This window comes from Pacificoceanicola algae (genome assembly GCF_049341065.1).
GTDB lineage: Bacteria > Pseudomonadota > Alphaproteobacteria > Rhodobacterales > Rhodobacteraceae > Pacificoceanicola.
On sequence record NZ_JBMPIX010000003.1, the window covers coordinates 148,016 to 173,622 of the forward strand.

Genomic DNA, 25,607 nt, shown 5'->3' on the forward strand with positions numbered 1-25,607 from the left:
CGCGGTTGTAGCTCAGTTGGTTAGAGTACCGGCCTGTCACGCCGGGGGTCGCGGGTTCGAGTCCCGTCAACCGCGCCACTTTTCGAACAATCCAGACAAGTTGTGCGCCCTCCGCCCTTGGTGGCGATTATATTCTTTGCCCCTTCCGCACAGTCTGATTTTTTTCGGGAACCTTTCTACCTAGAATGCGTTGCTTATTCATCAGGCGGTGAGGAAAACCTGACTGTTTGAAAGGTGACGTTTGGGCTACAAATAGGTGTGGATGGATATCAGGGAGCAAAAAAAACGCCCCACGGAGGGGGCGCTTGGTCGGGACGACGATTTTTGGATAGGGTCTTAACTTCCCCAGGTGCGAACAGGCCCGCAATCCATGTGGACGAAGTCTGACTTGGAGTAACGACCGACACCGCCTGCGTGGCAAGCCAGCGCCGCTTTGGCCATCTGGTTGACCGAACGAGAAGACAGCCGAAGGTCGGCGGCCTGACCGCGAAGGTGGCGGGAATTCTTGGCAACGCCGGAAGAGCGTGAGCGCAACATCGCGTTCGTCTTGGGGCTGCGATAGCCCGAGATCAGCATGTAGGGCTCGTGCACGTCCATCAGGTTGTGCGTCGCTGCAAGGATGTCCAGCGTTCGGGTGTCGATCTTTTTAACGTCGTTGGTGCGCCAGTCGCGCATGAAGTGGTTCACTTCTTTGATCGCGTCGGCAATGTATTCGCCTTCGATCCAGTAAATCATGTCGATCCGTTCGCCGGTTCGGCCCGAAAACATGCGGAGGCGTCGGATGTCACCTGCACCGCGTAAAAGGCCGGCTGCGTTGGAAAGGGTCGGTGCCGCGGCTACCGAGGTTGCGGCGAATGCACCAAGAAGAGCACGCCGCGAAAAGCTGCTTGAAGTCATATCTGCCATATCGAAAGCGCCTGTCCCGTGGTCGCTGTTGCTACTGTCGTTGCGCATCGTTGTGCGCCCTGCCATCTATCCCCAGATGTACAGACCGTATGGCACGAATCGGCGGCGGTAAAAAGGGCGTTTTGCGGTGAATTGCAGGGATCAAGAGGGAATTGGCAATTTCCTGCTCAAATGCTGAACGACTGTGGCGGGAATGCGCCTTTGATTATTCCTGGTAACGGATAGGCAAGAAGTTTGTGCCTTGGCGTAAATGTGAGTGGACAGTCGCAGTGTGTTGTTTACACAATCAAATTAAACATGGATGCGCGTACGGTAAGGACTTTTTTATGACTCGGAATTCAAGAATAAATGGCGGGGCATCCATTAGGGCCTTGATCGCCGCCACTGCGATCATTTTCAGCGCGCCTATGGCGATTGCCGATAACGGCTTTTCCTTCCAGGTGACGGCATACAAGCAGGCCGTGGCGGAACGTATTGGCGAAGACGAGACTGTCGCCGCCTTCTACCGTGAACGTGCGTTCGAGCCGATCTGGACCGGTCCCTCTGACGCGGACCGCGCGCGCCGGGCTGCCTTGTTCGACGCCTTGTCGATGGCTGGTGATCACGGGCTGCCCGAAAGGCGCTATGATGCAAGTGCTGTGATGGCGCGCATGGCCACCGCGACAACCGGGCGGGAGCGCGGCTTGCTCGAGGTTGAACTCACCGGTCTTTACCTGAAATTCGCGCACGATCTTCAATCAGGCGCGCTGGAGCCGTCGAAAATTGTGCCGGGGATCAAACGCACAACGCCGCAACGTCCGTCGGGCGAGCTTTTGGCGCGGCTGACCAGCGAAGAGCCCTCGGCGGTGTTTCGCAGCCTTGCGCCGACCACCGCAGAATACACCCGCCTGATGCGGGAAAAGCTTCGGCTTGAGCATCGCATCGCCCATGGCGGCTGGGGGCAGGTGGTGCCGACGGGCAGCCTGAAGCCCGGTCAAAGCGGCAGCGCAGTGATCGCGCTGCGCAATCGTCTAACCGCAATGGGCTATCTGAAATCTTCACTGAGCGGGACCTATGACAGTGCCATGCAGATGGCCGTGCAGAGCTTTCAGGAAGATCACGGGATCGAGCCGGATGGCGTTGCGGGCCCAACCACCATGGGAGCGATCAATACCGGCCCCGAAGAGCGGCTCAAGTCGATCATCGTCGCGATGGAGCGCGAGCGGTGGCTGAACCTGCCTGAAGGGCGCGGCAAACGCCATGTTCTGGTCAACCTCGTGGATTACCACGCGCAGATCATCGATGACGACAAGCTGACCTTTGAAACCCGCTCGGTCATCGGCCATCAGGCCGCGGATCGCCGCACACCGGAATTCTCCGATGTCATGGAGCGTATGGTGATCAACCCGTCGTGGTATGTGCCGCGCTCGATCATCGTAAAGGAATATCTGCCTTTGTTGCGGTCCAATCCGGGCGCCGTCGGGCACCTCCAGATCGTTGACAGCCGTGGTCAGGTGGTTGGCCGGGGGCGCAGCTTTGCCGGGTACAGTGCCCGCAGCTTCCCTTTTTCGATGCGCCAGCCTCCGGGTCCGCGCAACGCGCTGGGGTCGGTCAAGTTCCTCTTCCCGAACAAGTACAACATCTACCTGCACGATACGCCCTCGCAGCACCTGTTTTCGCAATCAGTGCGCACCTTCAGCCACGGCTGTATCCGTCTGGATGACCCGCAGGACTTTGCCTATGCGCTGCTGGCGGTGCAGGAGGACGACCCGGTAGGGTATTTCCAACGCATCCTGCGCTCGGGGCAGGAAACCAGCGTGCCGCTCAAACAGCCGATCCCGGTGCATCTGATTTACCGCACGGCCTTTACGCAGGCCAAAGGGCAGGTGAACTATCGCCCGGATGTGTATAACCGCGACGCTTTGCTTTGGCAGGCGCTCTCGAATGCAGGGGTGGCGCTGCGCACGGGACGTAGTTAAACCTCTGCCGGCGCGCATATGCCGGGAGAGATCATGCCTTATACAGTATCCCAGATTGCCGAGGCCCTTGGGCTGGAACTGCAAGGTGACGGCTCGATCGAAATCTGCGGCGTGGCAGAGCCCGCCAGCGCCGCGGCAGATCAACTGGCGCTGGCTATGAAGCCCGAGTTTGCCGAGGCGATCGGGCAAGGTGACGCGCAAGCGGCCATGCTGTGGCAAGGCGCCGATTGGCAGGGCTTTGGTCTGAAGGCGGCGCTGCTGGCGCCGCGCCCTCGCTATGCCATGTCCGGCCTATCGGCGATGATGGATCCGGGGCAGGGCTATGGACCGGGCATCCACCCGACAGCAGTGATTGATGAAACCGCGCAACTGGGCAAAGGCGTTTCGGTTGGCCCCTTGGCTGTGATCGCGGCTGGCGCGAAGATCGGCGCTGGCAGCGTGATCGGGCCGCAGTGCCAGATTGGATGGCAGGCCGAGCTGGGCGAAGGCGCACTGTTGCACAGCGGCGTCAGAATCGGCGCCCGAGTGCGCATTGGCGCGCGCTTCATCGCGCAGCCCGGCGCGGTTGTCGGGGCGGATGGGTTTTCCTTTGTGACGCCAGAGCCTTCGGGCGTGGAAAAGGCCCGCGCCAGCCTTGGGGCTGAGGGCACGGAGGCCACGCAAAGCTGGGCCCGCATTCACAGCCTGGGCGGTGTCGAGATCGGTGATGACGTCGAGCTGGGCGCCAACAGCTGCATTGACCGGGGCACGGTGCGCGCCACCCGCGTTGGAAATGGCTGCAAGTTCGACAACCTAGTGCAGATCGGCCACAACGTGGTGATCGGCGATGATTGCATGATCTGCGCGCAGGTCGGGGTCGCTGGATCGACCCGGATCGGCACTGGGGTCGTGCTGGGCGGGCAGTCAGGTGTATCCGACAATATCGTGATCGGTGACCGCGCCATTCTTGGCGGCGCGACAGTCGCGCTGTCGAATGTTCCGGCCGGACGCGTGATGTTGGGCTATCCCGCCATGAAGATGGAAACCCACGTCGAGGCCTATAAGGGCCTGCGCCGATTGCCGCGCCTGTTCCGCGACGTCGCAGACCTCAAGAAAGCGGTTTCAAAGCTGATGGGGAATGACTAAATCAGCGGCAGCACAGCAAGACAGGGCCAGATCATGACCGTCAAAGACAAGGTGATCGACATCATCGCTGAACAGGCCATGCTGGAGCCATCGGATGTGACGATGGACAGCACGCCGGAAAGTCTGGGAATAGACAGCCTCGGGCTGGTGGAATCGATATTCGCCATCGAAGAGGCCTTTGATATTTCGATCCCCTTCAACGCCAACGATCCCTCGGAAGGCGATTTCGACATCTCCACGGTGTCCACCATCGTCGCCGGGATCGAGAAACTGATATCCGAGCAGGCCACGTGAGACGCGTTGTCATAACCGGGGCAGGGACGATCAATGCCTTGGGCCAGAACGTGCCGGATACTCTGGAGGCGATGCGCGAAGGGCGCTGCGGCATCAGTGATCTGCAATTCCGCGACGTTGAGCGCCTGTCGATCCGGATTGGCGGACAGGTCAAAGGATACGAGCCCGAGGTGGTGTTCAACCGCCAGCAACTCGCGCTTTATGATCGCTTCACGCAGTTCACCTTGCTGGCAGCCCGCGAGGCGGTGGCGCAGGCGGGTCTGAGTTTCGAGGGCGAATTGGCCCATAAATCCGGCGTGGTTCTGGGCAATTCCGGTGGCGGTCTGACAACGCAGGATGAAAACTACCGCGCTGTTTACGAAGAAGGAAAGAACCGCGTTCACCCCTTCGTCGTGCCCAAGCTGATGAACAATGCTGCCGCCAGCCATGTGAGCATGGAGTTCAACCTGAAAGGCCCGTCCTTTACCGTGGCGACCGCCTGTGCCAGCTCCAACCACGCGATGGGTCAAGCCTTTCAGATGATCCGCACCGGTCTGTGTCAGGCCATGATCACCGGCGGGTCGGAATCGATGCTGTGCTTTGGCGGTGTGAAGGCCTGGGAAGGGCTGCGCGTGATGTCCAAGGACGCCTGTCGCCCTTTCAGCGCCACCCGCAATGGCATGGTGCAGGGCGAGGGCGCCGGGGTCTTTGTTTTCGAGGACTATGACCACGCCAAAGCGCGCGGCGCCACGATCCTTTGCGAAGTGCTTGGCTTTGCCATGACCTCGGACGCCGCCGACATTGTCATGCCGTCCAAGCAAGGCGCGGCGCGGGCGATCTCGGGCGCATTGCAGGATGGCGGCATCGCCAAAGAGCGCGTGGGCTATATCAATGCGCATGGCACCGGGACCGCGGCCAATGACAAAACCGAATGTGCAGCCGTCGCTGACGTTTTTGGCACCCATGCGGACGATCTGATGATTTCATCAACCAAGTCGATGCACGGTCACTTGATCGGTGGCACCGGCGCGGTGGAGCTTTTGGCCTGCATCATGGCACTGCGCGACGGCGTGATCGCGCCGACCATCGGCTACGAAGAGCCTGACCCGGAATGCGCGCTCGACGTAGTCCCGAATGAGGCGCGCAATGCGCAGGTTGATGTTGTGCTGTCGAACGCCTTTGCCTTTGGCGGCCTCAACGCTGTCCTTGCCCTCGGCCGCACCTGATCCAGAAGTGCGCTGCCGCGCGCAGGAAATCTCGTCGGCGGTCTGAGGCCTTCTCCTCGGTGTTCACGGGGGGCTAACCCCCCGCTTCGCTGCGGATCGCAAATGGCGCCCTGTTCAGATCAGTAGCCGCGCCAGATCCATCCGCCGCCAAAGATTCGCGACCCTTCGCTTTCGTAAAACACACAGGCTTGGCCCGGGCTTACCCCTTCTTCGGGGGTCAAAAGCTCAACTTCGGCGGTTGTGTCCGAAAGCGGGCGAACAATCGCTTCACGAGGGGGGCGGGTCGACCGGACCTTGACCGAGAGGTGCCATTCGCTTTGCGATGTAAAGGGCGCATCGCCAAGCCAGTTGATTTCGCGCACCGGGATCGTGCGGGTAGCCAGCATCTCTTTCGGCCCGACAACCACGTGCTTCTTATCAACGTCGAGCCGCACCACATAAAGCGGATCAGCCAGCCCGCCGATCCCCAATCCACGGCGCTGGCCGATGGTATAGTGGATCACGCCTTTGTGGGCGCCCAGAACGCGGCCGTCCGCATGAACGATCTCGCCCGGTTCCGCAGCGCCGGGGCGCAGTTTTTCGATCACGCTGGCATAGTTGCCGTCGGGGACAAAGCAGATGTCCTGACTGTCGGGTTTGTCCGCGACAGCCAGTCCATATTTCGCCGCCAACTGCCGCGTTGCCTCTTTCGAGGGGAGGTGCCCCAGAGGGAAGCGCAGATAGGACAGTTGCTCGGGCGTGGTGGAGAACAGAAAATAGCTCTGATCTCGGTTCGCATCTGCGGCGCTGTGCAGTTCGGGGCCGTCGGCACCCAGCTTTCGCTGGATATAATGCCCCGTGGCCATGCAATCGGCCTCCAGATCCTTGGCGGTTTCCAGAAGGTCCTTGAATTTGACCCGTTCGTTGCAGCGAATGCAGGGCACCGGAGTCGCGCCGCCCAGATAGCTTTCGGCGAATTCGTCGATCACCGCGTCCCGGAAGATATTTTCGTAATCAAGAACGTAGTGGGGAAAGTTCATTTCCTCCGCGACGCGCCGTGCATCATGGATATCGATGCCGGCACAGCACGCGCCCTTTTTGGCGAGCGCAGCGCCGTGGTCGTACAGCTGCAGCGTCACGCCGATGACATCGTAACCTTCGTCTTTCAGTTGCGCGGCCACGACCGAGCTGTCCACGCCGCCAGACATGGCAACGACGACTCGGGTTTCCGAGGGCGGTTTGGGCAGGCCCAGTGAATTCAAAGGGGCCGGATCGAGTGGCATGGCAATCTCCTTGGGATTGGGACGGAATATAGGAAAATTCGACCTACTCTCAAGGGGCGCTTTTAGTCCGTGTTAAGCGCTTCATGGCTTGATGTCCCCAGTCCGAATGAGGGGATGACGAGTATGTACCTTAAAAAGATCGATGGGCCACGCGCTGTTAAACTGCCAGATGGCAGCGTCATGACACGCGCCGATCTTCCGCCTGCGGAAACTCGCCGTTGGGTGGCGTCGCGCAAAGCTGCCGTTGTCAGGGCGGTTCAATTCGGATTGATCACAAGTGATCAGGCGATGGAGCGCTATGGACTCAGCGCTGAGGAGCTGATGACATGGGTGCGGTCCGCTGCCCGCCACGGCGAAGACGCTCTAAAAGCCACAAGAGTGCAGAAATATCGTCAACCTTAGGTTGAATATTCAATTTTATTCCGATACTGATTAATGCGGTAATTAGGCGTTAACTATTATCCGACAGGTTCAGTCCAGCCCTGAGGAATTAAGTTGGAGACTTTCTATGCGCATTCTACTGGTGGAAGACGATCCCACTACGTCAAAAAGTATCGAATTGATGCTATCTCATGCCAATCTGAATGTTTACGCGACAGATCTGGGTGAGGAAGGGATCGACCTTGCCAAGCTCTATGACTACGATCTGATCCTGTTGGACCTGAACCTGCCCGACATAAATGGGCACGAAGTTCTGCGCCAACTGCGCGTAGCGCGTGTCGAAACGCCGATCCTAATCCTGTCCGGTGAAGACGATACCCAGAGCAAAATCAAAGGGTTCGGCTTTGGCGCTGATGACTACATGACCAAACCCTTCCACCGTGATGAACTGATTGCGCGCATCCACGCAATCATTCGCCGGTCCAAGGGGCACTCCCAGTCGGTCATCCGAACCGGCAAGATCTCGGTGAACCTTGATGCCAAGACGGTTGAGGTGGCCGGGAAGTCGGTGCATCTGACCGGCAAGGAATATCAGATGCTGGAGCTGCTCAGCCTGCGCAAAGGCACCACGCTGACCAAGGAAATGTTCCTTAATCATCTATACGGCGGCATGGACGAACCCGAGCTCAAGATCATTGACGTTTTCATCTGCAAGTTGCGCAAGAAGCTTTCTGAAGCGACCGGCGACGACAACTATATCGAAACCGTCTGGGGCCGCGGCTATGTCCTGCGGGATCCCGATCCCAGCCTGGACGAAACCAAGCGGCTTGCTGCCAGCGCCTGACGCTGGACCTTGCCTTGATGCGCGCCTATCACTCTGCTGAGTGATAGGGCGTAGAGGGCAGGGACATGGCCGACAAAGCGGTAGATGCGCTGAGCGAAAATGAGGCACGCGATGAGCTTGCCCGTTTGTCTGATCTTCTTGCACGGGCCAATCGCGCCTATCACGCAGAAGATGCGCCGGATATTTCAGACGCCGATTATGACAGGCTCAAACGTCGGAACGCCGAGATCGAGGCGCGCTTTGCCCATCTGAAACGCCAGGACAGCCCCTCCGAGCAGGTTGGGGCAGCTCCGGCCGAAGGCTTTTCAAAAGTCCGCCACGCGGTTCGGATGATGTCGTTGTCAAATGCGTTTGACGACGAAGACATTGACGATTTCGATGCATCCATCAGGCGATATCTGGGGCTGAGCGACAGTGATCCCCTGCGCTACACCGGCGAGCCGAAAATCGACGGCCTGTCGCTTTCCCTGCGCTACGAGCATGGCAGGCTGATACAGGCCGCCACCCGCGGCGATGGCTCGGAAGGAGAGAATGTCACGGCGAATGCGCGCACGATCGCGGATATCCCGGACACTCTGAGCGGCGCCCCCGAAGTTCTGGAAGTGCGCGGCGAAGTTTACATGAGCCATGCTGATTTCGCGGATTTGAACGCACGTCAAAGCGCCCGGGGCGGCAAGACCTTTGCCAACCCGCGCAATGCCGCCGCCGGAAGCCTGCGGCAACTGGATGCAAACATCACCCGCGACCGCCCGTTGCGCTTTTTCGCCTATTCCTGGGGCGAATTGACGGCCCCGTTGGCCGAAACTCAGGTACAGGCCATCGCACGCCTTAAGGACTTGGGCTTTCAAACCAATCCTTTGACCTCGCTTTGTGACGGGCCGGAACAGATGCTCGCCCATTACAGGCAGATCGAAAAACAGCGCGCGACGCTGGGCTATGACATCGACGGCGTCGTATACAAAGTGAACGATCTTGGTTTTCAGGCACGACTGGGCTTTCGCTCGACCACGCCGAGATGGGCGATCGCGCATAAATTCCCGGCGGAACTGGCCTGGACCCGGCTTGAAAGTATCGACATTCAGGTGGGCCGCACGGGAGCCTTGTCGCCAGTTGCGCGACTGACTCCGGTGACCGTGGGCGGCGTGGTGGTCTCCAACGCGACGCTGCACAATGAAGATTACATTGCGGGCCGTGATAGCGAAGGCAATGAGATCCGGGAGGGCAAAGACATCCGTGTCGGTGATTGGGTGCAGGTCTATCGCGCCGGCGACGTGATTCCCAAGGTGGCGGATGTGGACCTTGGCAAGCGGCCCAAGGATGCGAAACCTTTTGAATTTCCCACGACTTGTCCGGAATGCGGCTCGGACGCGATCCGCGAAGAAGGGGATGCGGTTCGCCGCTGCTCGGGCGGAATGATTTGCCCGGCGCAGGCGATTGAAAAGCTGAAACATCTTGTGTCGCGCGCGGCCTTTGACATCGAAGGGCTTGGGGCCAAGCAGGTCGAACAGTTCTACACCGATGGCTGGGTGAAGGAGCCCGCCGATATCTTTGATCTGAAAGAGAAATTTGGCAGCGGCATTCAGCAATTGAAGAACCGCGAAGGTTGGGGTGAGAAATCGGCAAACAACCTGTTCGATGCCATTGATGAGCGTCGCTCGATCGCCTTGGGGCGTGTGATCTTTGCCCTTGGTATCCGCCATGTGGGCGAAAGCGCCTCGAACCTGCTGGCCCGTCACTATGGCACCTGGTCGGTTTTTGAGAGCGCGATGTTGGAGGCCGCGCCGATGGAAGGCCCCGCGTGGGACGACTTGCTGTCCATCGACGGCGTCGGCAAGGTCATGGCGCAATCCCTGGTGTCCGCGATGAACCAAGAGGCTGAGCGCGCCTCGATTGATCGGCTGGTGGCCCACCTCAACATACAGGAGGCCGAGCGCCCGGCGACGGACGGCAGCCCGGTGGCGGGAAAAACCGTGGTGTTCACGGGCACGCTCGAAAAGATGAGCAGGGCAGAAGCCAAGGCGCGGGCCGAGTCGCTTGGCGCCAAGGTTTCGGGCTCGGTGTCGAAAAAGACCGATATTGTGGTGGCGGGCCCCGGGGCGGGCAGCAAAGAAAAAAAGGCGCAAGAACTGGGGCTTACGGTCCTGGATGAGGATGGCTGGCTGGAGCTGATCGGCGGATGACCGGCAGGCCCGAAATCCTCTGGCCGTTGTTCGCCGATCTCAAGGGGCTCGACGGCATCGGCCCGAAAACGGCGCAGGCGATGGAACATCTGGACATCGTGGCGCCGCGCGATCTGCTGTTCACGCTGCCTTATTCGATCATCGACCGGCGGTTGAGGGACAGCGTTCAGGGCGCTGATTTGCCGGGCATTGTCACCGTCGAGGTCACCATTGGCCAGCATCGCGCGCCCTCCAAACGGGGTGCGCCTTACCGGATCGACGTCGATGACGCTGAGACCCGATTCCAACTGGTGTTTTTTCATCCGCGCCCCGACTATCTGATGCGCGTTTTGCCAACTGGGCAGCGCCGCGTGATCTCGGGCCGGGTTGAGCTGTTCGATGGGGTGCCGCAGATGGTCCACCCCGAACATATCCTGGATCCAGACGAGACCGACAGCCTGCCGGAATTCGAACCTGTTTACCCTTTGACGTCGGGCGTGACGCAAAAGGTCATGTTTAAGGCCGTGGCCGACGCGCTGACCCGATTGCCGGATCTGGCCGAATGGATTGACGCGGAGCAGGCCCGGCAAGAGGGCTGGCCGACATGGGGCGACGCGTTGCGGCGGGCCCATGCACCCGAGGGGCAAAACGATTTGGCCCCCACCGCGCCCGCCCGCGCGCGATTGGCCTATGATGAGTTGATGGCTCACCAGTTGACGCTTGCCTTGGCGCGGGCGGATCGGCGCAAAACCCGTGGTATCGTGACCACGGGTGATGGGCGCCTTCGGGCCAAGGTGCTGAAAAGCCTGCCTTATCGGCCGACTGGGGCCCAGCTGCGATCAATGGACGAAATTGCGGGCGATATGGCGAGCCCGGAAAAGATGAACCGGTTGTTGCAGGGGGATGTGGGCGCGGGCAAGACGCTTGTCGCGTTTATGGCGCTGCTCGTGGCTGTTGAGGCGGGTGGTCAGGGTGTCATGATGGCTCCGACGGAAATCCTTGCGCGGCAACACCTTGAGGGGCTGCAACCCTTGGCCGAATCTGCCGGGGTTGTGCTGGAACTCTTGACCGGGCGCGACAAGGGCGCCGAACGGCAGGCCAAGCTGGCGGCACTTGCGCGCGGCGATATCCAGATTCTTGTGGGTACCCACGCGGTGTTTCAAAAAGACGTGGAGTTTCGAGACCTGCGTCTTGCCATCGTCGATGAACAACACCGATTTGGCGTTCGCCAAAGGCTCGAACTGGGCAAAAAGGGGCAGGGCGCGGACGTGCTGGTGATGACCGCGACGCCGATCCCCCGCAGTCTCGCGTTGGCGCAATATGGCGACATGGATGTCTCGCTTCTGGACGAAAAGCCGCCCGGGCGGAAACCGGTAAAGACTGCGCTGATCTCGACGGAACGGATGGACGAGGTGGTCGACCATCTGCATCGCGCGATTTCCGAGGGACGGCAGGCCTATTGGGTCTGCCCTTTGGTCGAAGAAAGCGAGGTTTCGGATCTGATTGCCGCTGAGGCGCGCTTCAAACATCTGCGCGCGGTCTTGGGCGAAGGGGTTGTTGGTCTGGTTCACGGTCAGATGCCGCATGATCAGAAAGACGCCGCCATGGCGGATTTTGTGGCGGGCAAGACCAGCGTTCTGGTGGCGACCACGGTGATCGAGGTCGGTGTGAACGTGCCAAACGCTTCGATCATGGTGATCGAACGGGCCGAGATTTTCGGCCTTGCGCAATTGCACCAGTTGCGCGGGCGCGTTGGACGGGGCGAGGCGGCCTCGACCTGCCTGCTCATGTACCAGGCGCCCTTGTCCGAAAGCGGCATGAAACGCCTGACCACGCTGCGCGAAACCGAAGACGGGTTCCGCATTTCCGAGGTCGATCTGGAAATGCGCGGCGCAGGCGATCTGATCGGTACGGCGCAATCTGGCCTGCCGAGGTTTCGCGTCGCGGATCTGGAGCGACAGGCCGCGCTGATGGCGGTGGCGCAAAGCGACGCGCGGCGCTTGTTGGCGGATGATCCCACGCTGCAAACAGACAGAGGCAAGGCGGCGCGCCATCTGCTTTGGTTGATGCGTCAGGATGAAGCCATTCGTCTGATCAGTGTCGGCTGATCCGCCCCCCTGAATTTCCAACGAAAAACGCGCGCGCCGGGGAAGAGGCGCGCGCGTCAGCGATGAACCGAGGGGGAGCCCGGGATCGCCAGGGGAAGGAAACAGGCCAGCGACATCTGACGGACATTTCCAATTTGTTCCTCTTTGTTCTCATAAAGTTCTTTACAAGCCGTAAACAATATGAGAACAAAGAGGCAACTCAAGGGAACGTGGGAGAACATACCATGATGGACACCGTACTGACTGCACTGAACCGTCAAAACGCCACGCTGTGGCAGGACGCTTTGGGTGCACTTTCACTGGTCGTGATCCTGATGGGGGTGCTTCACCTGCCTTCGCTCGTCTGAGTTTCTGCCTGCGTTCAAGTGTTTGGGCCTTATGGCCGCATCATCCTGTCCGCGATGCGCCAACCTGTCCCCTCGGTCCGCCTGCCTGTGACCGACCTTTTGGCCCCGCCTGCACCTGAAAACGCGCTACTTTCCGCCGCCTCCCCTAAGGAGTGCGGCGGTTTTTTTTGAACAGCTTCAGAATTTATAGGCCAGTCGCAATCCGCCCCAATGGCGCCCCTGAACGGCGATGGGGGCTGACAGGTCTTTCATCATGACAAAGACACCGCCGCCCATGTCGCGGCGGTAGACTTGCAGCAAGAACGGATCCTGATTGCGCCCGGCTTTCAACCCGACGCGATCGTCAAAGATCCGGCGGTTGCGGCAGTTCGCGGCGTTCCAGACCGGGTCATCGCCCTGACGCTGGCCGAATTTCATGTTGTGGGTCGGAAGGTATCCGTTCCTGTCCACCGCGGCGCAGAACACAATGCGCGCATCCAGTTCAAGAACCGGTTCTTGCACAGGTGGCAATACCTCGTCCGTCAATTTGGTGAAGGGCGTCACAACCTGTTCAGGATTGGAGCCGGGCACCGGGCGATAGTCAGTGCTGAACAACTGATCCAAACTGATGCGTCCGGAACGCAGGGCCGTTTCAAAAGCTTCGCAAATCCGCCCGGCAAGATCCTGCACCAAGGTGATCATCGTGCTGTCCTGACCATTGCCGCCCAGAGCGACCGCGCTTTGAAGGATGGATTCGGATCTGTCGACAAGATTGTCGCAACGGGTACTGGCCTGATCCACGCCCTCGGCCACTTCGGTCACCGAATCGGCGATTTTCTGAACAGCGGGGGCCACGTTATCGACCGCCTGCTTTGCGCGCCCGGCGGCGCCGGTCAGTTCATGCGCGTCGCCCTGCAATTCGGCAACTCGGCTTTGGATATTGGTCAGGGCGGAATCGGCGTCGGCACTACGGCTCAGAACCGCTTCTGCGCTTTTTGAGGTGGCTTCGGCGCCACGATGCAACTCGCCCATCCATTCGGACAACTTCTTGACCGTGTTCGAGATGGTATCAGCCGCAGTGCTGGTTTTCTGGCTTAGTTCATTCACGGCATCGGCAACGATGGAAAAGCCCTTTCCGGCCTGACCGGCGCGGGCGGCTTCGATCTTTGCGTTCACCGCCAAGAGTTTGACCTGCCACGATATATCGGAAATTTCGGAATTCGAAACCTGAACCGCGCGCAGCATCTCTTCGACCTCGGGGCCCTGTGCATGCACCGAACGCACCCATTCCGCCAGAGATTGCGACCTTTCACCGGTTTCGGTGAGCAGGGCGGTTGATGTGCGCACGCGCTCAAGGGCGTCATCCGCTGCTGCCGCCATACGCTGCACGGCGTCCAGCATCTGGGTGCTGGTGCTGGCAAGATCGCCGGTGTTGCGTTTGATATGATCCAGCCCCTGGATCTGCGCCTGACACCGCATGTCCAGATCGTGCAGGAACCCGCCGATATCCACCGTTTCCCGGCCAAGGCCGGTGGCATCGTCCGTCAGTTTCGCAAGTTGCTGTTCCGTGCTTGGAAGCGAAAGATCGTCTGGCTGCTGCATTTTGCCTGCCTCTTAATGCTCGAGCAGGCTGAATACACGGGTTTGGCAAACAATGAATTAAGCGCTGTGGCTTTCCCGAACCTTGGCGCAGGCCTCTGAAGTCGCGTCGAGCGCCAGCATGATCGAGGCGTGGCGGTTTTTATAGGCAGCGGCGGGGCGGAGAACTTCGAGCCCGTCAAAAGGGGCAGGCGGTGTTGGCCCGTCTTCCTTCAGCATGGCGCGCAGCGCATCGCGGGCCTCGAGAATCTGGCTTTCGGTACACCCAACAATCGCCCCCCCGACAACCGAGGCCGCGGCCTGACCCAAGGCGCAGGCTTTGACGTCCTGACCATAGTCGCTGACCTTGCCATCGCGCATTTTCACATCGACGGTGATGGTCGATCCGCAAAGAGGCGAGCGTTTCTTGACAGTTGCATCCGGGGCTTCAAGCCGTTCCAACCGGGGAATATCGGCGGCCAGTTCCAGAATGCGGCTGGAGTAAAGCTTGATCAGATCCGTCTCGGCCATGGTGGCTTTCCCTTTTCTCGTCTCCCCCTTAGATAGGCATGCAGGCGCCACAAGCAAAATGGTTTTTCCCGATGTCCTTCGATCCTTCGACCTTGGTCTATGACGCAAACGGCCTGATCCCCTGTATCGCGCAGCAAGATGGCTCCGGTGAGGTGTTGATGATGGCCTGGATGAATGCCGAATCCGTTTCCCGGACGCTGCAAACCGGGCGCGTCACCTATTGGTCGCGGTCGCGTCAGGCGTTTTGGATCAAGGGCGAAACCTCGGGGCATGTGCAGGAACTGGTCGATCTGCGCGTCGATTGTGACCGCGACTGCCTTTTGGCCGTGGTCCGGCAGGTTGGCCCGGCCTGCCACACCAACCGGCGCTCGTGCTTTTTCACCTCGGTCGTTGGAGAGGGCGAGACCGAGTTGATGGCACCCATGCAGGAATAACACCCGCGGCGCACGAATGATCGGCATGAGATTTCAGAATTGAGACATTTCGTGGAATAGATTACCGAAGTCTACTGGATTTTGTTGAATTCTGGCCGAATTTTCCAAGCTTCGCATGGTAAGTTTTTCGAGGAAATCTTCGGAGCGCACCATGACAAATCAGGATCATTCTTTCGACACCTACAGCCTGAGCGATCGGTATGATCGCACCGCAGGGCGGGTGTTCCTGACCGGCACGCAGGCCTTGGTGCGGGTGATGTTCGATCAGGCGCGGCGTGATCGCGCGGCCGGACGCAACACCGCTGGATTCGTGTCAGGGTATCGCGGCTCGCCGCTGGGCGGGCTCGATCAAGAGATGTGGCGCTGCAAAGATCAACTCCAGACCAACAAGATCGAATTCCTGCCCGCCGTGAACGAGGATCTCGGCGCCACGGCGGTTCTGGGGGCGCAACAAGTCTCTCTTGATCCCGATTGCGAGGTCGAGGGCGTGTTTTCCATGTGGTACGGCAAGGGGCCGGGCCTCGATCGCTCGGGTGACGCGCTGAAACATGGCAACGCTTATGGGTCTTCACCCAAGGGCGGCGTTCTGGTGGTGGCAGGCGATGACCACGGCTGTGTCTCGTCCTCGATGCCGCACCAATCCGACGTGGCCTTGATGGCTTGGTTCATGCCAACACTGAACCCGGCCAACGTTCAGGAATACCTGAGCTTTGGCGAGTATGGCTTTGCCCTGTCACGCTTTTCCGGGACTTGGGTCGGCTTCAAGGCGATCTCGGAAACGGTCGAATGCGGCCAGTCCGTGACCTTGCCAACAGATCGCAGCTTTGTGCAGCCCGATTTTACCGCCCCTCCGGGCGGGCTGCATGTGCGCACCTCGGATCTGCCCAGCCCCGAGATTGAAACCCGCATTGGCGCCAAGCTTGACGCGGTGGAGGCCTTTGTCGAAGCAAACCCGATTGATCGCCGCATCTATGATATCCCGAACGCCCGCTTTGGCATTGTCACAACCGGCAAGGGGCATCTGGACCTGATGGAGGCACTGCGCCTTTTGGGGGTGGATGAAACCGCCTGCCGTCGCCTTGGGATCGACATTTACAAGGTCGGCATGGTTTGGCCGCTGGCCCGGCGCGACGCGTTGGCCTTTGTGCGCGGAAAGGAAGAAGTGCTGGTTGTCGAAGAAAAACGCGGCATCATCGAAAGCCAGTTCAAGGAATATTTCTACGACTGGCCCGGTGACAAACCCAAGAAGATGGTCGGCAAACATCGTGCGGCGGGCGATCCGCTGATCCCCTGGACGGGGGAGCTTAGCCCCTTGTCCCTGGTCCCGATCGTTGCCGAACGCCTTGACCAATTCTTTCCGGGCGAAGGCCTGCTTGCCAAGGCCCACTCGTTGACCCAAACGCCGCCCCCGGTTCTGAAGCTCGAAGGCGCGACGCGCACGCCTTATTTCTGCTCCGGCTGTCCGCACAACAGCTCGACCAAGGTGCCGGATGGCAGCATCGCGGCTTCGGGGATCGGCTGCCATGTGATGGCCAGCTGGATGGACCGCAACACTGTCGGCTATGCCCAGATGGGCGGCGAAGGCGTGCCATGGGTGGCGGCTTCCCGGTTCAACGGCGGCAAGCATATCTTTCAAAATCTGGGCGAGGGCACCTGGTATCACTCCGGCTCGCTCGCGATCCGGCAGGCGGTCGCGTCAGGGGCCAATATCACCTACAAGATCCTGTACAACGATGCCGTGGCGATGACGGGCGGGCAGCCCGTGGATGGCCCGGTCAGCGTCACGGGTATCGCCATGGCCTGCCGCGCCGAAGGGGTCACGCGGATTGCGCTGGTCTCGGATGACATCGACAAATTCGACCATTCCGAATTTCCGTCCGGGGTCACATTCCACGACCGCGCCGCGCTGGACACCGTTCAGCGTGAATTGCGCGAGATCCCCGGTGTCACGGTTCTGATTTACGAGCAGACCTGCGCTACCGAAAAACGTCGACGCCGCAAGCGCGGAACCATCGAAGACCCCAAACGCTTTGCCTTTATCAACGATCTCGTCTGCGAAGGTTGCGGCGATTGTTCGTTGGAAAGCAATTGCCTGAGCGTCGAACCTAAAGAGACCGAGTTCGGGCGCAAACGCAAAATCAACCTGTCCAGTTGCAACAAGGATTTTTCCTGCCTGAACGGGTTTTGCCCCAGTTTCGTGACCGTCGAAGGCGGCAGTCGGCGCAAACCCAAGATGGCGGCGCTGGACCTTCAGGCGGGGCTTGGCAGTTTGCCGCAACCGAAATTGCCCGCGCTGGATCAACCCTTTGATCTGCTTGTCGCGGGGGTCGGCGGCACCGGCGTTGTGACCGTGGGTGCCTTGATCACCATGGCCGCGCATCTTGAAGGCAAGGGCGCCAGCGTTCTTGACTTCACTGGTTTTGCGCAGAAATTCGGTACCGTGATTGGCTATGTCCGCCTTGGGGCCACGCCTGAGGCGATCCATCAGGTGCGGATCGAAACCGGCTCGGCCGACGCTTTGATTGGTTGCGATGCGGTCGTGGCTTCATCGCCCAAAGCCTCGGTGCATTACAGGCAAGGCACGCGCGTTGTGCTGAACCGCGCCGAGATGCCAACCGGAGATCTGGTGCTGCGTCGCGACGCTGATCTCAGGATTGATGAGCGCGAAACCTTGGTGCGCCGGGCTGTCGGCGCCGACAATGTGCTGGGCTTCGATGCCAACAAAGTCTCCGAGGCGCTGATGGGCGATACCGTCTTTGCCAATATCCTGCTTTTGGGGGCGGCCTGGCAGCAGGGGCTGGTTCCGGTCAGCGAAATGGCCATGAAGCAGGCAATCTTGCTCAATGGCGTGGCCGTCGAAAAGAACGCGCAGGCCTTTGATATTGGGCGGCTGATGGCTGCCGCGCCCGAGCAGCTTGCCGAACATCTGGGAGCCGCCAAACCCGACGAGCCTGATCTGGATGAGCTGATCGCGCGGCGCGCTGCGTTTCTAACGCAGTATCAGGATCAGGCCTACGCGGATCGCTTTACCGCGCGCATTGCGAAATTCCGCGCCGCCTTGCCCAAGGATGCGCCTGATACGGTCATCACTGCCGCTGTAAGATCGCTGTTCAAGCTCATGGCATACAAGGACGAATACGAAGTCGCCCGGCTGTTCACCCAGACCGGCTTCGACGGCCAGTTGGAACAGGCGTTCGAGGGCGACTTCAAGGTCGTTTACCACTTTGCTCCGCCGCTTTTCCCGACGGGTCACGACACACGCGGTCGCCCGCTCAAGCGGGCCTTTGGGCCTTGGATGAAAACGCCGTTGCGTCTGCTCGCCCGGATGAAGGGGCTGCGCGGCACAGCGTTCGACCCGTTCGGACGCTCAAAGGATCGCGCTCTGGATCGTGACTTGCTGGCTTGGTTCGAGGAAATCCTGAATTTTGTCGAACACGCCTATTCGGCTGACAAACGCAAGCAATACCAGCAGCTTCTGAGCGCCCCGATGGAGATCCGCGGTTATGGCCCGGTCCGCGAAAAAGCGGCAGAGGACGTCAAGCAGCAGGTCGCAACGCTAAGGGCGCAATTGGCCTGAACTATACCGCAGCTGATATTGGCCCAAGCCGGTATCAGGGGGCGACCCCGAACAGTTCGCGCCGCTTGGCGCGATAGTTTTCCGGCCGGAAATGGCCGCGCACCCAACCGTCATCTTCGTCCAGAAAGCGGATGCCCGGGTCGCTCAATCCGCTCTCTGATTTGCGGTTCGCGACCTGCCGGAAATAGAAATGGTTGAGCAGCCGGAAAAATTCCGTCGTGTATACGTCGGCCACATGGGTGTCGCCCCGGATCAGCAGCATGTTTTCATCGTTGCTGGTCAAAGATCCCGGCGAGAAGTTGGCCGAGCCGGTGAAGATCATCGGTTCATCCGTCATCACGTCGATGCCCATGTACTTGGTGTGGATGAAAAACACATGCCCGGATGAGCGGAAGTGATGTTCGCGCCACATCCAGTGTTCCAGTTTGAAGCCCGGAATTTCGCGCCAATGGCCCATCGATCCGGTGTAGCCCAGCCCCTGACCAAAGACGACGCGGGTGTCGCGGTCGCGTTCGACCATCTCTTGTGCACCTTTACCGCGGCTGCGCTGCTCCATCAGGACATAGCGCAGGTAATCGCGGTCATTGTCAAAGTAGTGCGCCAAACGCGTGGTCACCCCAAAGGCCGAGGTCATCAGCACCGTCTGCGCGGCCTGCTCGATGCGGCGCCCGTACCAGTCCAGCTCGGTCGAACCAACGCGCGGCGAAAACAGCGGCGTGACAGTGTCGGGCGGCAATTGTTCGGGTGGAGGAGGGGTGTTGGCCTCGGTAAAGGCTTTCATTTCCTCGCGCTCGGCGTCGCGCGCCAGTAGGTCGAAATAGGTAGCATAGGTCTGGGCCAGCGCTTCATCGCGCACCACATGCCCGGTGTTGCTTTGCCCGCAAAAACCCGACGCTGTAATATTGGTTGACCCTGTCCAGACCTGCACGGGGTGACCGTTTTCCTTGAGCACCATGAACTTGTTATGCGTGATGGCGATAAAGTTGATGCGTTCCTTGAAATGCAGGTTGCTGCGCCCTTGAAACGGCGCGATCGCTGCGCGGTTCATCTTGCCGTATTTGGTTTCGACACGCTGGTTTTCGCTGCGTTTGAACCAATCGGCCTCAAAGGTGACCTCGACCTGCACCCCTCGGGCGGCGGCATCGGCCAGGGCTTGGAGGATCGGCGGATAGGTAAGCTCGTAAAACCCGCAATGCAGCGAAAAACGGCTGTCCACCGCCTGCGCGATAAAAGCAAGCGCGCCTTCGAGCAGCCCGCGCGACAGCCATTTGGTGCGGGCGGCATGCGGGTCATTCAGTTCTTCGGCCAGTTCCTCTTCGGTTAAAGTGTCATCATTGCCGAACCTCTCGGCATAGGCCTGACTGACAATCGCCCCGCGATTGAAAAAGACCGAGTGCTTGCCTTGGGTTTCGCTTTCGGTTCGGATGCTGACGGTCAGGTCTTCCTCGGCCCTGAGTTGTGTCAGATCACCATTCGAAGGGCGGAAAAGCGGGCGAATTGTATAGCGATATTCAGTGTCCGGTTCGGCCCAATAGTGGCCCCAGCGGAAATCCTGAACGGGGTGTTCAAGCGTACTGAAGCGCTGCGCGCGATGCGGGTTGGGCACGACGGATTGAAAGCATTTGAAACCGTGGAGCCAACGAATGCGGTCCGTCGGAAAGAATGACACGCCCACGGCGAAGCCAAGGAAATCCTGAAGATCGGCCTCGTGTGCGTTCATGGCCAGCATGACCGCGCGGGTGCCTGAAATGGCTCTGACGGAAAATGCGCCAGCTCGGGAAATCTCACGCATATTGATTCTCGAAATAAATTGATGTTCTCAGATAGCTTAGCGCATTTCACGTCTGGGTTGTGACGTTTTTCCCAAAACTGTCAGAGTGGCCCGCTTGGCTCAGATCAAGCCAACCATCTTTCGGATGTCTTCGGGTCGCATGCCCTCGGCTCGATAGGTGGCAATGGCGCGGGCATCGTCGCGCTTGGCAAGGCGTTTGCCAGCCTCATCGCGGATCAGGCGGTGGTGATGGTAAACCGGCGTCTCAAGACCCAAGAGCAATTGCAGAACCACATGGATTTTCGTTGCCTCGAACAGATCGCGACCCCGGATGACATGTGTGATGCCCTGATCGTCATCGTCCAGCACGACGCTGAGATGATAAGATCCGGGAAAATCCTTACGTGACAGAACAATATCGCCCACCGTTGAGACCAGATCATGGGCGGAAAAGCGGATCGGCCCCGGCTCAACGCCGGTTTCTTCAAATTCGAATGCGGTGCTCGCGGGCAAGCTCGCCAAAGCCCGGTTCATGTTCATGCGCAGGGCGACATTGTCGGGCAATTCAGTGCCCTTGGGGATGGGTTTGTCGCGGCAGGTGCCGGGATAGATCAGCCCGTCTGGTCCAAAGACGGGTTCAGCGCCCTCCTGCGGGGCGCTGGCGGCCTCGGCAATGTCGCGGCGCGTGCAGGTGCAGGGGTACAGCAGCCCGCGCGCCCACAGGGCGTCAAGCGCGCTGCGGTAGACCGGGGTCCGGTCTGACTGCCGCATCGGCGGCGCGTCCCAAGTGATACCTAGCCAGTTCAGGTCGTCGTAGATTTTCTGCTCCCAAGCGGGGCGCGACCGCGTCTGGTCGATGTCCTCGATCCGCAGCAGAAAGCGCCCATTGATCGCCCGCGCCATTCCGTGCGCCACGAGCGCGGAATAGGCGTGTCCAAGGTGCAATGGGCCCGTTGGAGACGGCGCAAAGCGCGTGCAAAACGTCACTGTTTTTCAATCACGTAGATCATGGAGTTGATGTTCTGTCCAGGCAGGTGATCACCGTATTCGCGACACAGTTCCATGACGATGCCCGCATCGATCAAGGCATCCACGCGGGCTTGATAGACGGGGTCTTCCAAGGTGTGATCGTTAAAGGAAAAGACTGTTTTCCCCTTGGGCGGAAGCGCCTCGACGATCCGATCCAAGACGGATATCGGCGCCGCGCCTGAACCGATCACCCCGATGGCGGCAATGGCACCGTAGCCACCCGGCAGCGGGTCATCCGGGCCAATCTGCGCAAGGTCGCGGTAGATGCCTTTCTGGCGCGCTTGTGCGAGCATTCCGGGTGACAGATCGCGCCCGTCGATCACTGAAAACCCCGTCATCCGCAAAGCCAGCCCCGACATTCCGGTGCCGCAGCCAAAATCAAGAAGCGGCTGGGTCTTGTCGTCAACGAACCGCGCCAAAGCATCGGCGCAGCGCTGCGGCGTGACATAGTTGTTCTGCGCAAGTTCTTCGTCGTAAGTCTTTGACCACGCGTCATAAAGATCGCGCGTCTGCTCTGTGCCACGGGTCTTGTAGACCTTGTCGAAAAATCCATCCGTCATGACGGCATGGTTCTACTCGGCGGCGGCCTCGTCAAGCCCCTGCAAGGTCAACCACTGTGACCACGCCTCTTTTGCGCGGTCGGTATAGCCTTTGTAGCGGTCGCGGCGTCCTCGTCGTCCGCCGCGCATCCCATCCAGAGGACGGAAAAGACCAAAATTCACGTTCATCGGCTGAAAGGTCTTGGCCTCTGCGCCGCCGGTGATGTGGTGGATCAGCGCGCCATGCGCGGTGTCCTGCGGCACTTCGGGAAGGTCGCGGCCCAAAATTTCACTGGCTGCCATCCGACCGGCCAGCAGCCCCATGGCCGAACTTTCGACATAACCCTCAACGCCCGTGACTTGCCCGGCAAAGCGGATATTGGGCTTGGATCGCAGACGCATCTGGTTGTCCAGCAGCGTCGGAGAATTCAGGAAGGTGTTGCGATGGATGCCGCCGAGCCGCGCAAAAGAGGCTTCATGCAGGCCGGGAATCATCTTGAAAACATAGGCTTGTGCGCCGTACTTCATCTTTGTCTGAAAGCCGACGATATTGTAGAGCGTTCCCAGCGCATTGTCGCGGCGCAGCTGAACGACGGCATAGGCCTTTTGCTCGGGGTTGTGAGGATTGGTCAGACCGACGGGCTTCATCGGGCCGTGACGCAGGGTCTCGCGACCGCGTTCCGCCATGACTTCGATCGGCAGGCAGCCGTCGAAATACCCGGCGGTTTCACCTTCGTGGAACTCGGTCTTGTCAGCAGCCAGAAGCGCGTCGATGAAGGCTTCGTACTGGTCGCGGTCCATCGGACAGTTGATATAGGCCTTCTGCTCGGCCTCCGTTTCGCCCTTGTCATAGCGTGACTGGCGCCATGCGACGGACATATCAATGCTTTCCGCATAGACAATGGGCGCGATGGCGTCGAAAAACGCCAGCCTGTCGGCGCCGGTTTCTTTCTGGATCGCCTCGCCCAGACCGGCCGAGGTCAGCGGGCCGGTGGCAAAAATCCAGTGACCATCATCGGGCAGATCAACCACTTCTTCGTGCGAAATCCGTACGTTGGGATGCGCTGTCAGCGTCGCGGTGATCTTTTCGGCAAAAGCCTCTCGGTCTACGGCCAGGGCGCCACCGGCGGGCAGGCGATGTTCGTGCGCGGTGCGCATGATCAGGCCGTCGGCCTGAACCATTTCCCAATGTAGAAGCCCGACGGCGTTCTGTTCGGAATCGTCCGACCGGAAGGAATTGGAACAGACCATTTCCCCAAGGTTTCCAGTCTGATGCGCAAAGGTCTTCACCTTTGGACGCATCTCGTGCAGGACAACCTGCACGCCCATGTTTGCGGCCTGCCAAGCGGCTTCGGAGCCGGCCATTCCGCCGCCGACGATGTGGAGTTCTTGTGTCATGCTGCGCATGTAGAGGAAGGCGGGCGTCCTGCCAAGGGTTCAGCTCCAGTCGGGCTTGCGCTTTTCCAGAAAGGCCTGAATGCCTTCGTCGGTGTCGCGCCACAGCATGTTCTGCACCATTACATCGCCGGTAAAGGCATAGGCATCGTCCAGCCCCATCTCAAGCTGCTGGTAAAACGCGCTTTTCCCGATCTTCACGGCGGCGGACAACTTGGCTGAAACGGTTTCCGCCAGTTCTTGCGTTGCACTTTCCAGCTGATCGCCGGGAACGATGCGATTGATCAGGCCCAGTTTTTCCGCCTCGGTGTCCGGTAGGAACTGCCCGGTGGTCAGCATCTCAAAGGCGCGTTTTCGCGGGATATTGCGCGACAATGCCACCATAGGGGTTGAGCAGAAGAGGCCGATATTCACGCCGTTCACGCCAAAACGCGTGCCACTTGCCGCCACGGCCATATCGCACGAGGCCACCATCTGGCAGCCAGCGGCGGTGGCGATGCCATGCACCTGCGCGATTACCGGTTGCGGCAGCCGCGTCAGCCCGGACATGACGCTGGCACAACGGGTGAACAGATCCTTGAAATAGGCCGCGCCGCCATCCTCGGCCTGCCGCCCGGCCTGCATCTGTTTCAGGTCATGCCCGGCGCAAAAGGCCTTGCCCTCACCGGAGATCACGACGACCCGGGTCTCGCGATCTTCGGACAGGCTGTCGATCTGCGCCTGAAAGGCGGCCAACATTTCGTCCGACAGCGCATTCAGCCGCTCGGGTGCATTCATTCGCAGGTGCGCGACGCCATTTGTGTCGCGACGTTCCAGAAGTTCCATCTTGTCCTCCTCGTTTGGGACAGCTTAGCTGGCAGCAAAGCGGGAGGACAAGCTGTGGAATTGAAGATTGGGGCCGAAGAGATGGCGGAATTCCTGCATGAGGTGTTTCCTCAGGTGCGTGGGATGTTCGGGATCGATCGGCTGGATGAGACGATTCTGATCATGCGTCTGCATTCGGACGAACGCCATCTGCGCCCCGGAGGCACGGTTTCGGGGCCGGCGATGTTCAGCCTGGCGGACGTGGCGGCCTATGTGGCGACCATGTGTTTCATCGGCAAAGAGGCACTGGCCGTGACCACGCATTGCTCGATTGATTTCATGAGAAAACCTGAGGCTGGAAAGGACTTGCTGGCCGAAGCTAAAGTGTTGAAGCTGGGCAAGGCGCTGTCGGTGACCGACGTGCTTCTGTTCAGTGAAGGCAGCGACAAACCGGTGGCCCACGCCAGCCTGACCTATTCGATTCCACCCGCGCGGGGATAGGTATTCCGAAGGTAATCGGGGCCGGGTCAGGTGGTTGTTTTCGGGCCGGGCAAAATGCCTTCGCCGCGCCGCAACTCCCTGACGCGGACATCCGCCGTTTCAAAGGCCTTTGACAGCACATCGACGGCATTCCATGGCTGCGCATCACCGCACATGAAGACATCAAAAGCGCCGTAGCCAATTTCCGGCCAAGTGTGCACCGAAATATGGCTCTCGGCGAGTACCGCGACACCGCTGATGCCCTGCGGGGAAAAGCGATGCGTATGCAGGTGCAGAATTGTGGCGCCGCAGCTTTCTGCGCAATCGCGGAACGCGGCCTGGATCCGCGCGTCGTCGTCAAGGCCGCGACCGTTCACCACCTCTATGATCAGGTGAATGCCCGCATAGGTGGTTCCATCGCGTCGCATAAAGTGATCGACGCGGGATTGGTCGCGGATTCCCTGCGTATCGGGGGAGTCTTTCATGACGCACTTCCGATGTTCGGGGCGGGCAAGCGGGAAAATGAGAATCGATCAGGAATTGTTCTGCACCGGTCAATGACGTTGCCCGGTTCTAACACGAAAAATGGGCGCAGGAAGACCCCGCGCCCCAGGAAGACGTCTGGCAAGTCAGGGATTAGCCTTGCCAGAACATGCGGCACGCTTCCCGATGGGCCGTGCGCCGATCCAATCCCACGTCACGCAACAAATGTTCGTCCAGCTGCGCCAATGCCTTTCGGGTTCGGCTGCGCTGTGCCCATTTTGTTGTAACCACGGCAACACGGAGAGCGAATGTCGCCAGCGGCGGCAGGGGATGGGCTGCGTCAAGGATGGACAGCGCGTCACGCGTTGCAATGTGTGCCATGGGGAAACTCCTGTTAATTGTATTGACACAAAACGCC

23 protein-coding genes and 1 tRNA gene are annotated in these 25,607 nt (G+C 59.9%); 13 read left to right on the forward strand and 11 right to left on the reverse strand.

Going from position 1 to position 25,607, the window contains the following annotated elements; translation table 11 throughout:
- The first annotated feature begins 1 nt into the window (after position 1).
- Positions 2 to 78, forward strand: a tRNA-Asp gene (locus ACOYQJ_RS05655).
- 258 nt (positions 79 to 336) lie between these two features.
- Here ACOYQJ_RS05655 and mepK read toward each other — a convergent pair.
- Positions 337 to 897, reverse strand: a complete 561-nt coding sequence (mepK, locus tag ACOYQJ_RS05660) for a peptidoglycan L,D-endopeptidase MepK (RefSeq protein WP_422905316.1) — start codon at positions 895 to 897, stop codon at positions 337 to 339.
- A 335-nt stretch (positions 898 to 1,232) separates the two neighbouring features.
- Here mepK and ACOYQJ_RS05665 point away from each other — a divergent pair, with 335 nt between their 5' ends.
- Genes ACOYQJ_RS05665 through ACOYQJ_RS05680 form a run of 4 tightly spaced genes read left to right on the forward strand, consistent with a single transcriptional unit; the run spans position 1,233 to position 5,488 of the window.
- Complete coding sequence (locus ACOYQJ_RS05665) at positions 1,233 to 2,864, forward strand: L,D-transpeptidase family protein (protein WP_422905033.1); 1,632 nt, start codon at positions 1,233 to 1,235, stop codon at positions 2,862 to 2,864.
- Between the two features lie 33 nt (positions 2,865 to 2,897).
- Positions 2,898 to 3,989, forward strand: a complete 1,092-nt coding sequence (lpxD, locus tag ACOYQJ_RS05670) for a UDP-3-O-(3-hydroxymyristoyl)glucosamine N-acyltransferase (protein WP_422905034.1) — start codon at positions 2,898 to 2,900, stop codon at positions 3,987 to 3,989.
- A 33-nt stretch (positions 3,990 to 4,022) separates the two neighbouring features.
- On the forward strand, positions 4,023 to 4,283 hold the full coding sequence (locus tag ACOYQJ_RS05675) for an acyl carrier protein (RefSeq protein ID WP_422905035.1): 261 nt from the start codon (positions 4,023 to 4,025) through the stop codon (positions 4,281 to 4,283).
- Positions 4,280 to 5,488: a beta-ketoacyl-[acyl-carrier-protein] synthase family protein gene (locus ACOYQJ_RS05680; protein ID WP_422905036.1), complete on the forward strand. Its 1,209-nt coding sequence runs from the start codon at positions 4,280 to 4,282 to the stop codon at positions 5,486 to 5,488. Before ACOYQJ_RS05675 ends, ACOYQJ_RS05680 begins: the two co-directional genes overlap by 4 nt.
- 119 nt (positions 5,489 to 5,607) lie before the next feature.
- Here ACOYQJ_RS05680 and mnmA read toward each other — a convergent pair whose 3' ends face one another.
- On the reverse strand, positions 5,608 to 6,750 hold the full coding sequence (gene mnmA, locus ACOYQJ_RS05685) for a tRNA 2-thiouridine(34) synthase MnmA (protein ID WP_422905037.1): 1,143 nt from the start codon (positions 6,748 to 6,750) through the stop codon (positions 5,608 to 5,610).
- A gap of 123 nt (positions 6,751 to 6,873) precedes the next feature.
- Here mnmA and sciP point away from each other — a divergent pair, with 123 nt between their 5' ends.
- The 5 genes from sciP to ACOYQJ_RS05710 all read left to right on the forward strand — a co-directional run bounded on the left by sciP (position 6,874) and on the right by ACOYQJ_RS05710 (position 12,589).
- Positions 6,874 to 7,152 carry a CtrA inhibitor SciP gene (gene sciP, locus ACOYQJ_RS05690; RefSeq protein ID WP_422905038.1) on the forward strand — a complete coding sequence of 93 codons (279 nt, stop codon included), beginning with the start codon at positions 6,874 to 6,876 and terminating at the stop codon, positions 7,150 to 7,152.
- Positions 7,153 to 7,258: 106 nt separating this feature from the next.
- On the forward strand, positions 7,259 to 7,975 hold the full coding sequence (gene ctrA / locus ACOYQJ_RS05695; protein ID WP_422905039.1) for a response regulator transcription factor CtrA: 717 nt from the start codon (positions 7,259 to 7,261) through the stop codon (positions 7,973 to 7,975).
- 65 nt (positions 7,976 to 8,040) lie between these two features.
- Positions 8,041 to 10,155 carry an NAD-dependent DNA ligase LigA gene (gene ligA, locus ACOYQJ_RS05700; protein WP_422905040.1) on the forward strand — a complete coding sequence of 705 codons (2,115 nt, stop codon included), beginning with the start codon at positions 8,041 to 8,043 and terminating at the stop codon, positions 10,153 to 10,155.
- On the forward strand, positions 10,152 to 12,242 hold the full coding sequence (recG, locus tag ACOYQJ_RS05705; protein ID WP_422905041.1) for an ATP-dependent DNA helicase RecG: 2,091 nt from the start codon (positions 10,152 to 10,154) through the stop codon (positions 12,240 to 12,242). Before ligA ends, recG begins: the two co-directional genes overlap by 4 nt.
- A gap of 224 nt (positions 12,243 to 12,466) precedes the next feature.
- The gene (locus ACOYQJ_RS05710; protein ID WP_422905042.1) at positions 12,467 to 12,589 is read left to right on the forward strand and encodes a hypothetical protein; all 123 of its coding nucleotides are present in this window, start codon (positions 12,467 to 12,469) and stop codon (positions 12,587 to 12,589) included.
- A gap of 177 nt (positions 12,590 to 12,766) precedes the next feature.
- Here ACOYQJ_RS05710 and ACOYQJ_RS05715 read toward each other — a convergent pair whose 3' ends face one another.
- On the reverse strand, positions 12,767 to 14,170 hold the full coding sequence (locus tag ACOYQJ_RS05715) for a methyl-accepting chemotaxis protein (protein ID WP_422905043.1): 1,404 nt from the start codon (positions 14,168 to 14,170) through the stop codon (positions 12,767 to 12,769).
- Positions 14,171 to 14,227: 57 nt separating this feature from the next.
- Entirely contained in the window at positions 14,228 to 14,677 is a 450-nt protein-coding gene (locus ACOYQJ_RS05720; RefSeq protein ID WP_422905044.1) for an iron-sulfur cluster assembly scaffold protein, read from the reverse strand.
- A gap of 71 nt (positions 14,678 to 14,748) precedes the next feature.
- Here ACOYQJ_RS05720 and hisI point away from each other — a divergent pair, with 71 nt between their 5' ends.
- Both hisI and ACOYQJ_RS05730 read left to right on the forward strand, forming a co-directional pair.
- A complete protein-coding gene (gene hisI, locus ACOYQJ_RS05725; protein WP_422905045.1) occupies positions 14,749 to 15,111 on the forward strand; it encodes a phosphoribosyl-AMP cyclohydrolase in 363 nt (120 codons plus the stop codon).
- Between the two features lie 151 nt (positions 15,112 to 15,262).
- Complete coding sequence (locus ACOYQJ_RS05730; RefSeq protein ID WP_422905046.1) at positions 15,263 to 18,688, forward strand: indolepyruvate ferredoxin oxidoreductase family protein; 3,426 nt, start codon at positions 15,263 to 15,265, stop codon at positions 18,686 to 18,688.
- Positions 18,689 to 18,722: 34 nt separating this feature from the next.
- Here the strand turns inward: ACOYQJ_RS05730 and ACOYQJ_RS05735 are convergent, their stop codons facing one another.
- The 5 genes from ACOYQJ_RS05735 to ACOYQJ_RS05755 form a co-directional block, all read right to left on the reverse strand.
- Positions 18,723 to 20,480, reverse strand: a complete 1,758-nt coding sequence (locus tag ACOYQJ_RS05735; protein ID WP_422905047.1) for a phospholipase D-like domain-containing protein — start codon at positions 20,478 to 20,480, stop codon at positions 18,723 to 18,725.
- A 99-nt stretch (positions 20,481 to 20,579) separates the two neighbouring features.
- A complete protein-coding gene (gluQRS, locus tag ACOYQJ_RS05740) occupies positions 20,580 to 21,446 on the reverse strand; it encodes a tRNA glutamyl-Q(34) synthetase GluQRS (RefSeq protein ID WP_422905048.1) in 867 nt (288 codons plus the stop codon).
- Positions 21,443 to 22,048: a class I SAM-dependent DNA methyltransferase gene (locus ACOYQJ_RS05745; RefSeq protein WP_422905049.1), complete on the reverse strand. Its 606-nt coding sequence runs from the start codon at positions 22,046 to 22,048 to the stop codon at positions 21,443 to 21,445. Before ACOYQJ_RS05745 ends, gluQRS begins: the two co-directional genes overlap by 4 nt.
- A 12-nt stretch (positions 22,049 to 22,060) precedes the next feature.
- Positions 22,061 to 23,425, reverse strand: coding sequence for a methylenetetrahydrofolate--tRNA-(uracil(54)-C(5))-methyltransferase (FADH(2)-oxidizing) TrmFO (trmFO, locus tag ACOYQJ_RS05750; RefSeq protein WP_422905050.1), 1,365 nt, complete (start codon positions 23,423 to 23,425; stop codon positions 22,061 to 22,063).
- 39 nt (positions 23,426 to 23,464) lie between these two features.
- The gene (locus tag ACOYQJ_RS05755; protein WP_422905051.1) at positions 23,465 to 24,247 is read right to left on the reverse strand and encodes an enoyl-CoA hydratase; all 783 of its coding nucleotides are present in this window, start codon (positions 24,245 to 24,247) and stop codon (positions 23,465 to 23,467) included.
- Positions 24,248 to 24,301: 54 nt separating this feature from the next.
- Between ACOYQJ_RS05755 and ACOYQJ_RS05760 the strand changes: the two genes are divergently transcribed.
- On the forward strand, positions 24,302 to 24,727 hold the full coding sequence (locus ACOYQJ_RS05760) for a PaaI family thioesterase (RefSeq protein WP_422905052.1): 426 nt from the start codon (positions 24,302 to 24,304) through the stop codon (positions 24,725 to 24,727).
- A 26-nt stretch (positions 24,728 to 24,753) separates the two neighbouring features.
- Here ACOYQJ_RS05760 and speD read toward each other — a convergent pair whose 3' ends face one another.
- Positions 24,754 to 25,191, reverse strand: coding sequence for an adenosylmethionine decarboxylase (gene speD / locus ACOYQJ_RS05765; protein WP_422905053.1), 438 nt, complete (start codon positions 25,189 to 25,191; stop codon positions 24,754 to 24,756).
- Between the two features lie 151 nt (positions 25,192 to 25,342).
- On the reverse strand, positions 25,343 to 25,570 hold the full coding sequence (locus tag ACOYQJ_RS05770; RefSeq protein WP_422905054.1) for a DUF1127 domain-containing protein: 228 nt from the start codon (positions 25,568 to 25,570) through the stop codon (positions 25,343 to 25,345).
- Between the last annotated feature and the right edge of the window lie 37 nt (positions 25,571 to 25,607).

Bases quoted from the DNA above. Each gene is read 5' to 3' on its own strand.
- sciP (WP_422905038.1), top strand. From the start codon at position 6,874: ATGTACCTTAAAAAGATCGATGGGCCACGCGCTGTTAAACTGCCAGAT.
- mepK (WP_422905316.1), bottom strand. From the start codon at position 897: ATGACTTCAAGCAGCTTTTCGCGGCGTGCTCTTCTTGGTGCATTCGCC.
- recG (WP_422905041.1), top strand. From the start codon at position 10,152: ATGACCGGCAGGCCCGAAATCCTCTGGCCGTTGTTCGCCGATCTCAAG.
- ACOYQJ_RS05735 (WP_422905047.1), bottom strand. From the start codon at position 20,480: ATGCGTGAGATTTCCCGAGCTGGCGCATTTTCCGTCAGAGCCATTTCA.
- ligA (WP_422905040.1), top strand. From the start codon at position 8,041: ATGGCCGACAAAGCGGTAGATGCGCTGAGCGAAAATGAGGCACGCGAT.
- ACOYQJ_RS05710 (WP_422905042.1), top strand. From the start codon at position 12,467: ATGATGGACACCGTACTGACTGCACTGAACCGTCAAAACGCCACGCTG.
- mnmA (WP_422905037.1), bottom strand. From the start codon at position 6,750: ATGCCACTCGATCCGGCCCCTTTGAATTCACTGGGCCTGCCCAAACCG.
- ACOYQJ_RS05665 (WP_422905033.1), top strand. From the start codon at position 1,233: ATGACTCGGAATTCAAGAATAAATGGCGGGGCATCCATTAGGGCCTTG.
- speD (WP_422905053.1), bottom strand. From the start codon at position 25,191: ATGAAAGACTCCCCCGATACGCAGGGAATCCGCGACCAATCCCGCGTC.
- ACOYQJ_RS05745 (WP_422905049.1), bottom strand. From the start codon at position 22,048: ATGACGGATGGATTTTTCGACAAGGTCTACAAGACCCGTGGCACAGAG.
- ACOYQJ_RS05755 (WP_422905051.1), bottom strand. From the start codon at position 24,247: ATGGAACTTCTGGAACGTCGCGACACAAATGGCGTCGCGCACCTGCGA.
- trmFO (WP_422905050.1), bottom strand. From the start codon at position 23,425: ATGACACAAGAACTCCACATCGTCGGCGGCGGAATGGCCGGCTCCGAA.
- hisI (WP_422905045.1), top strand. From the start codon at position 14,749: ATGTCCTTCGATCCTTCGACCTTGGTCTATGACGCAAACGGCCTGATC.
- ACOYQJ_RS05770 (WP_422905054.1), bottom strand. From the start codon at position 25,570: ATGGCACACATTGCAACGCGTGACGCGCTGTCCATCCTTGACGCAGCC.
- ACOYQJ_RS05730 (WP_422905046.1), top strand. From the start codon at position 15,263: ATGACAAATCAGGATCATTCTTTCGACACCTACAGCCTGAGCGATCGG.
- ACOYQJ_RS05720 (WP_422905044.1), bottom strand. From the start codon at position 14,677: ATGGCCGAGACGGATCTGATCAAGCTTTACTCCAGCCGCATTCTGGAA.
- ctrA (WP_422905039.1), top strand. From the start codon at position 7,259: ATGCGCATTCTACTGGTGGAAGACGATCCCACTACGTCAAAAAGTATC.
- ACOYQJ_RS05715 (WP_422905043.1), bottom strand. From the start codon at position 14,170: ATGCAGCAGCCAGACGATCTTTCGCTTCCAAGCACGGAACAGCAACTT.
- ACOYQJ_RS05675 (WP_422905035.1), top strand. From the start codon at position 4,023: ATGACCGTCAAAGACAAGGTGATCGACATCATCGCTGAACAGGCCATG.
- lpxD (WP_422905034.1), top strand. From the start codon at position 2,898: ATGCCTTATACAGTATCCCAGATTGCCGAGGCCCTTGGGCTGGAACTG.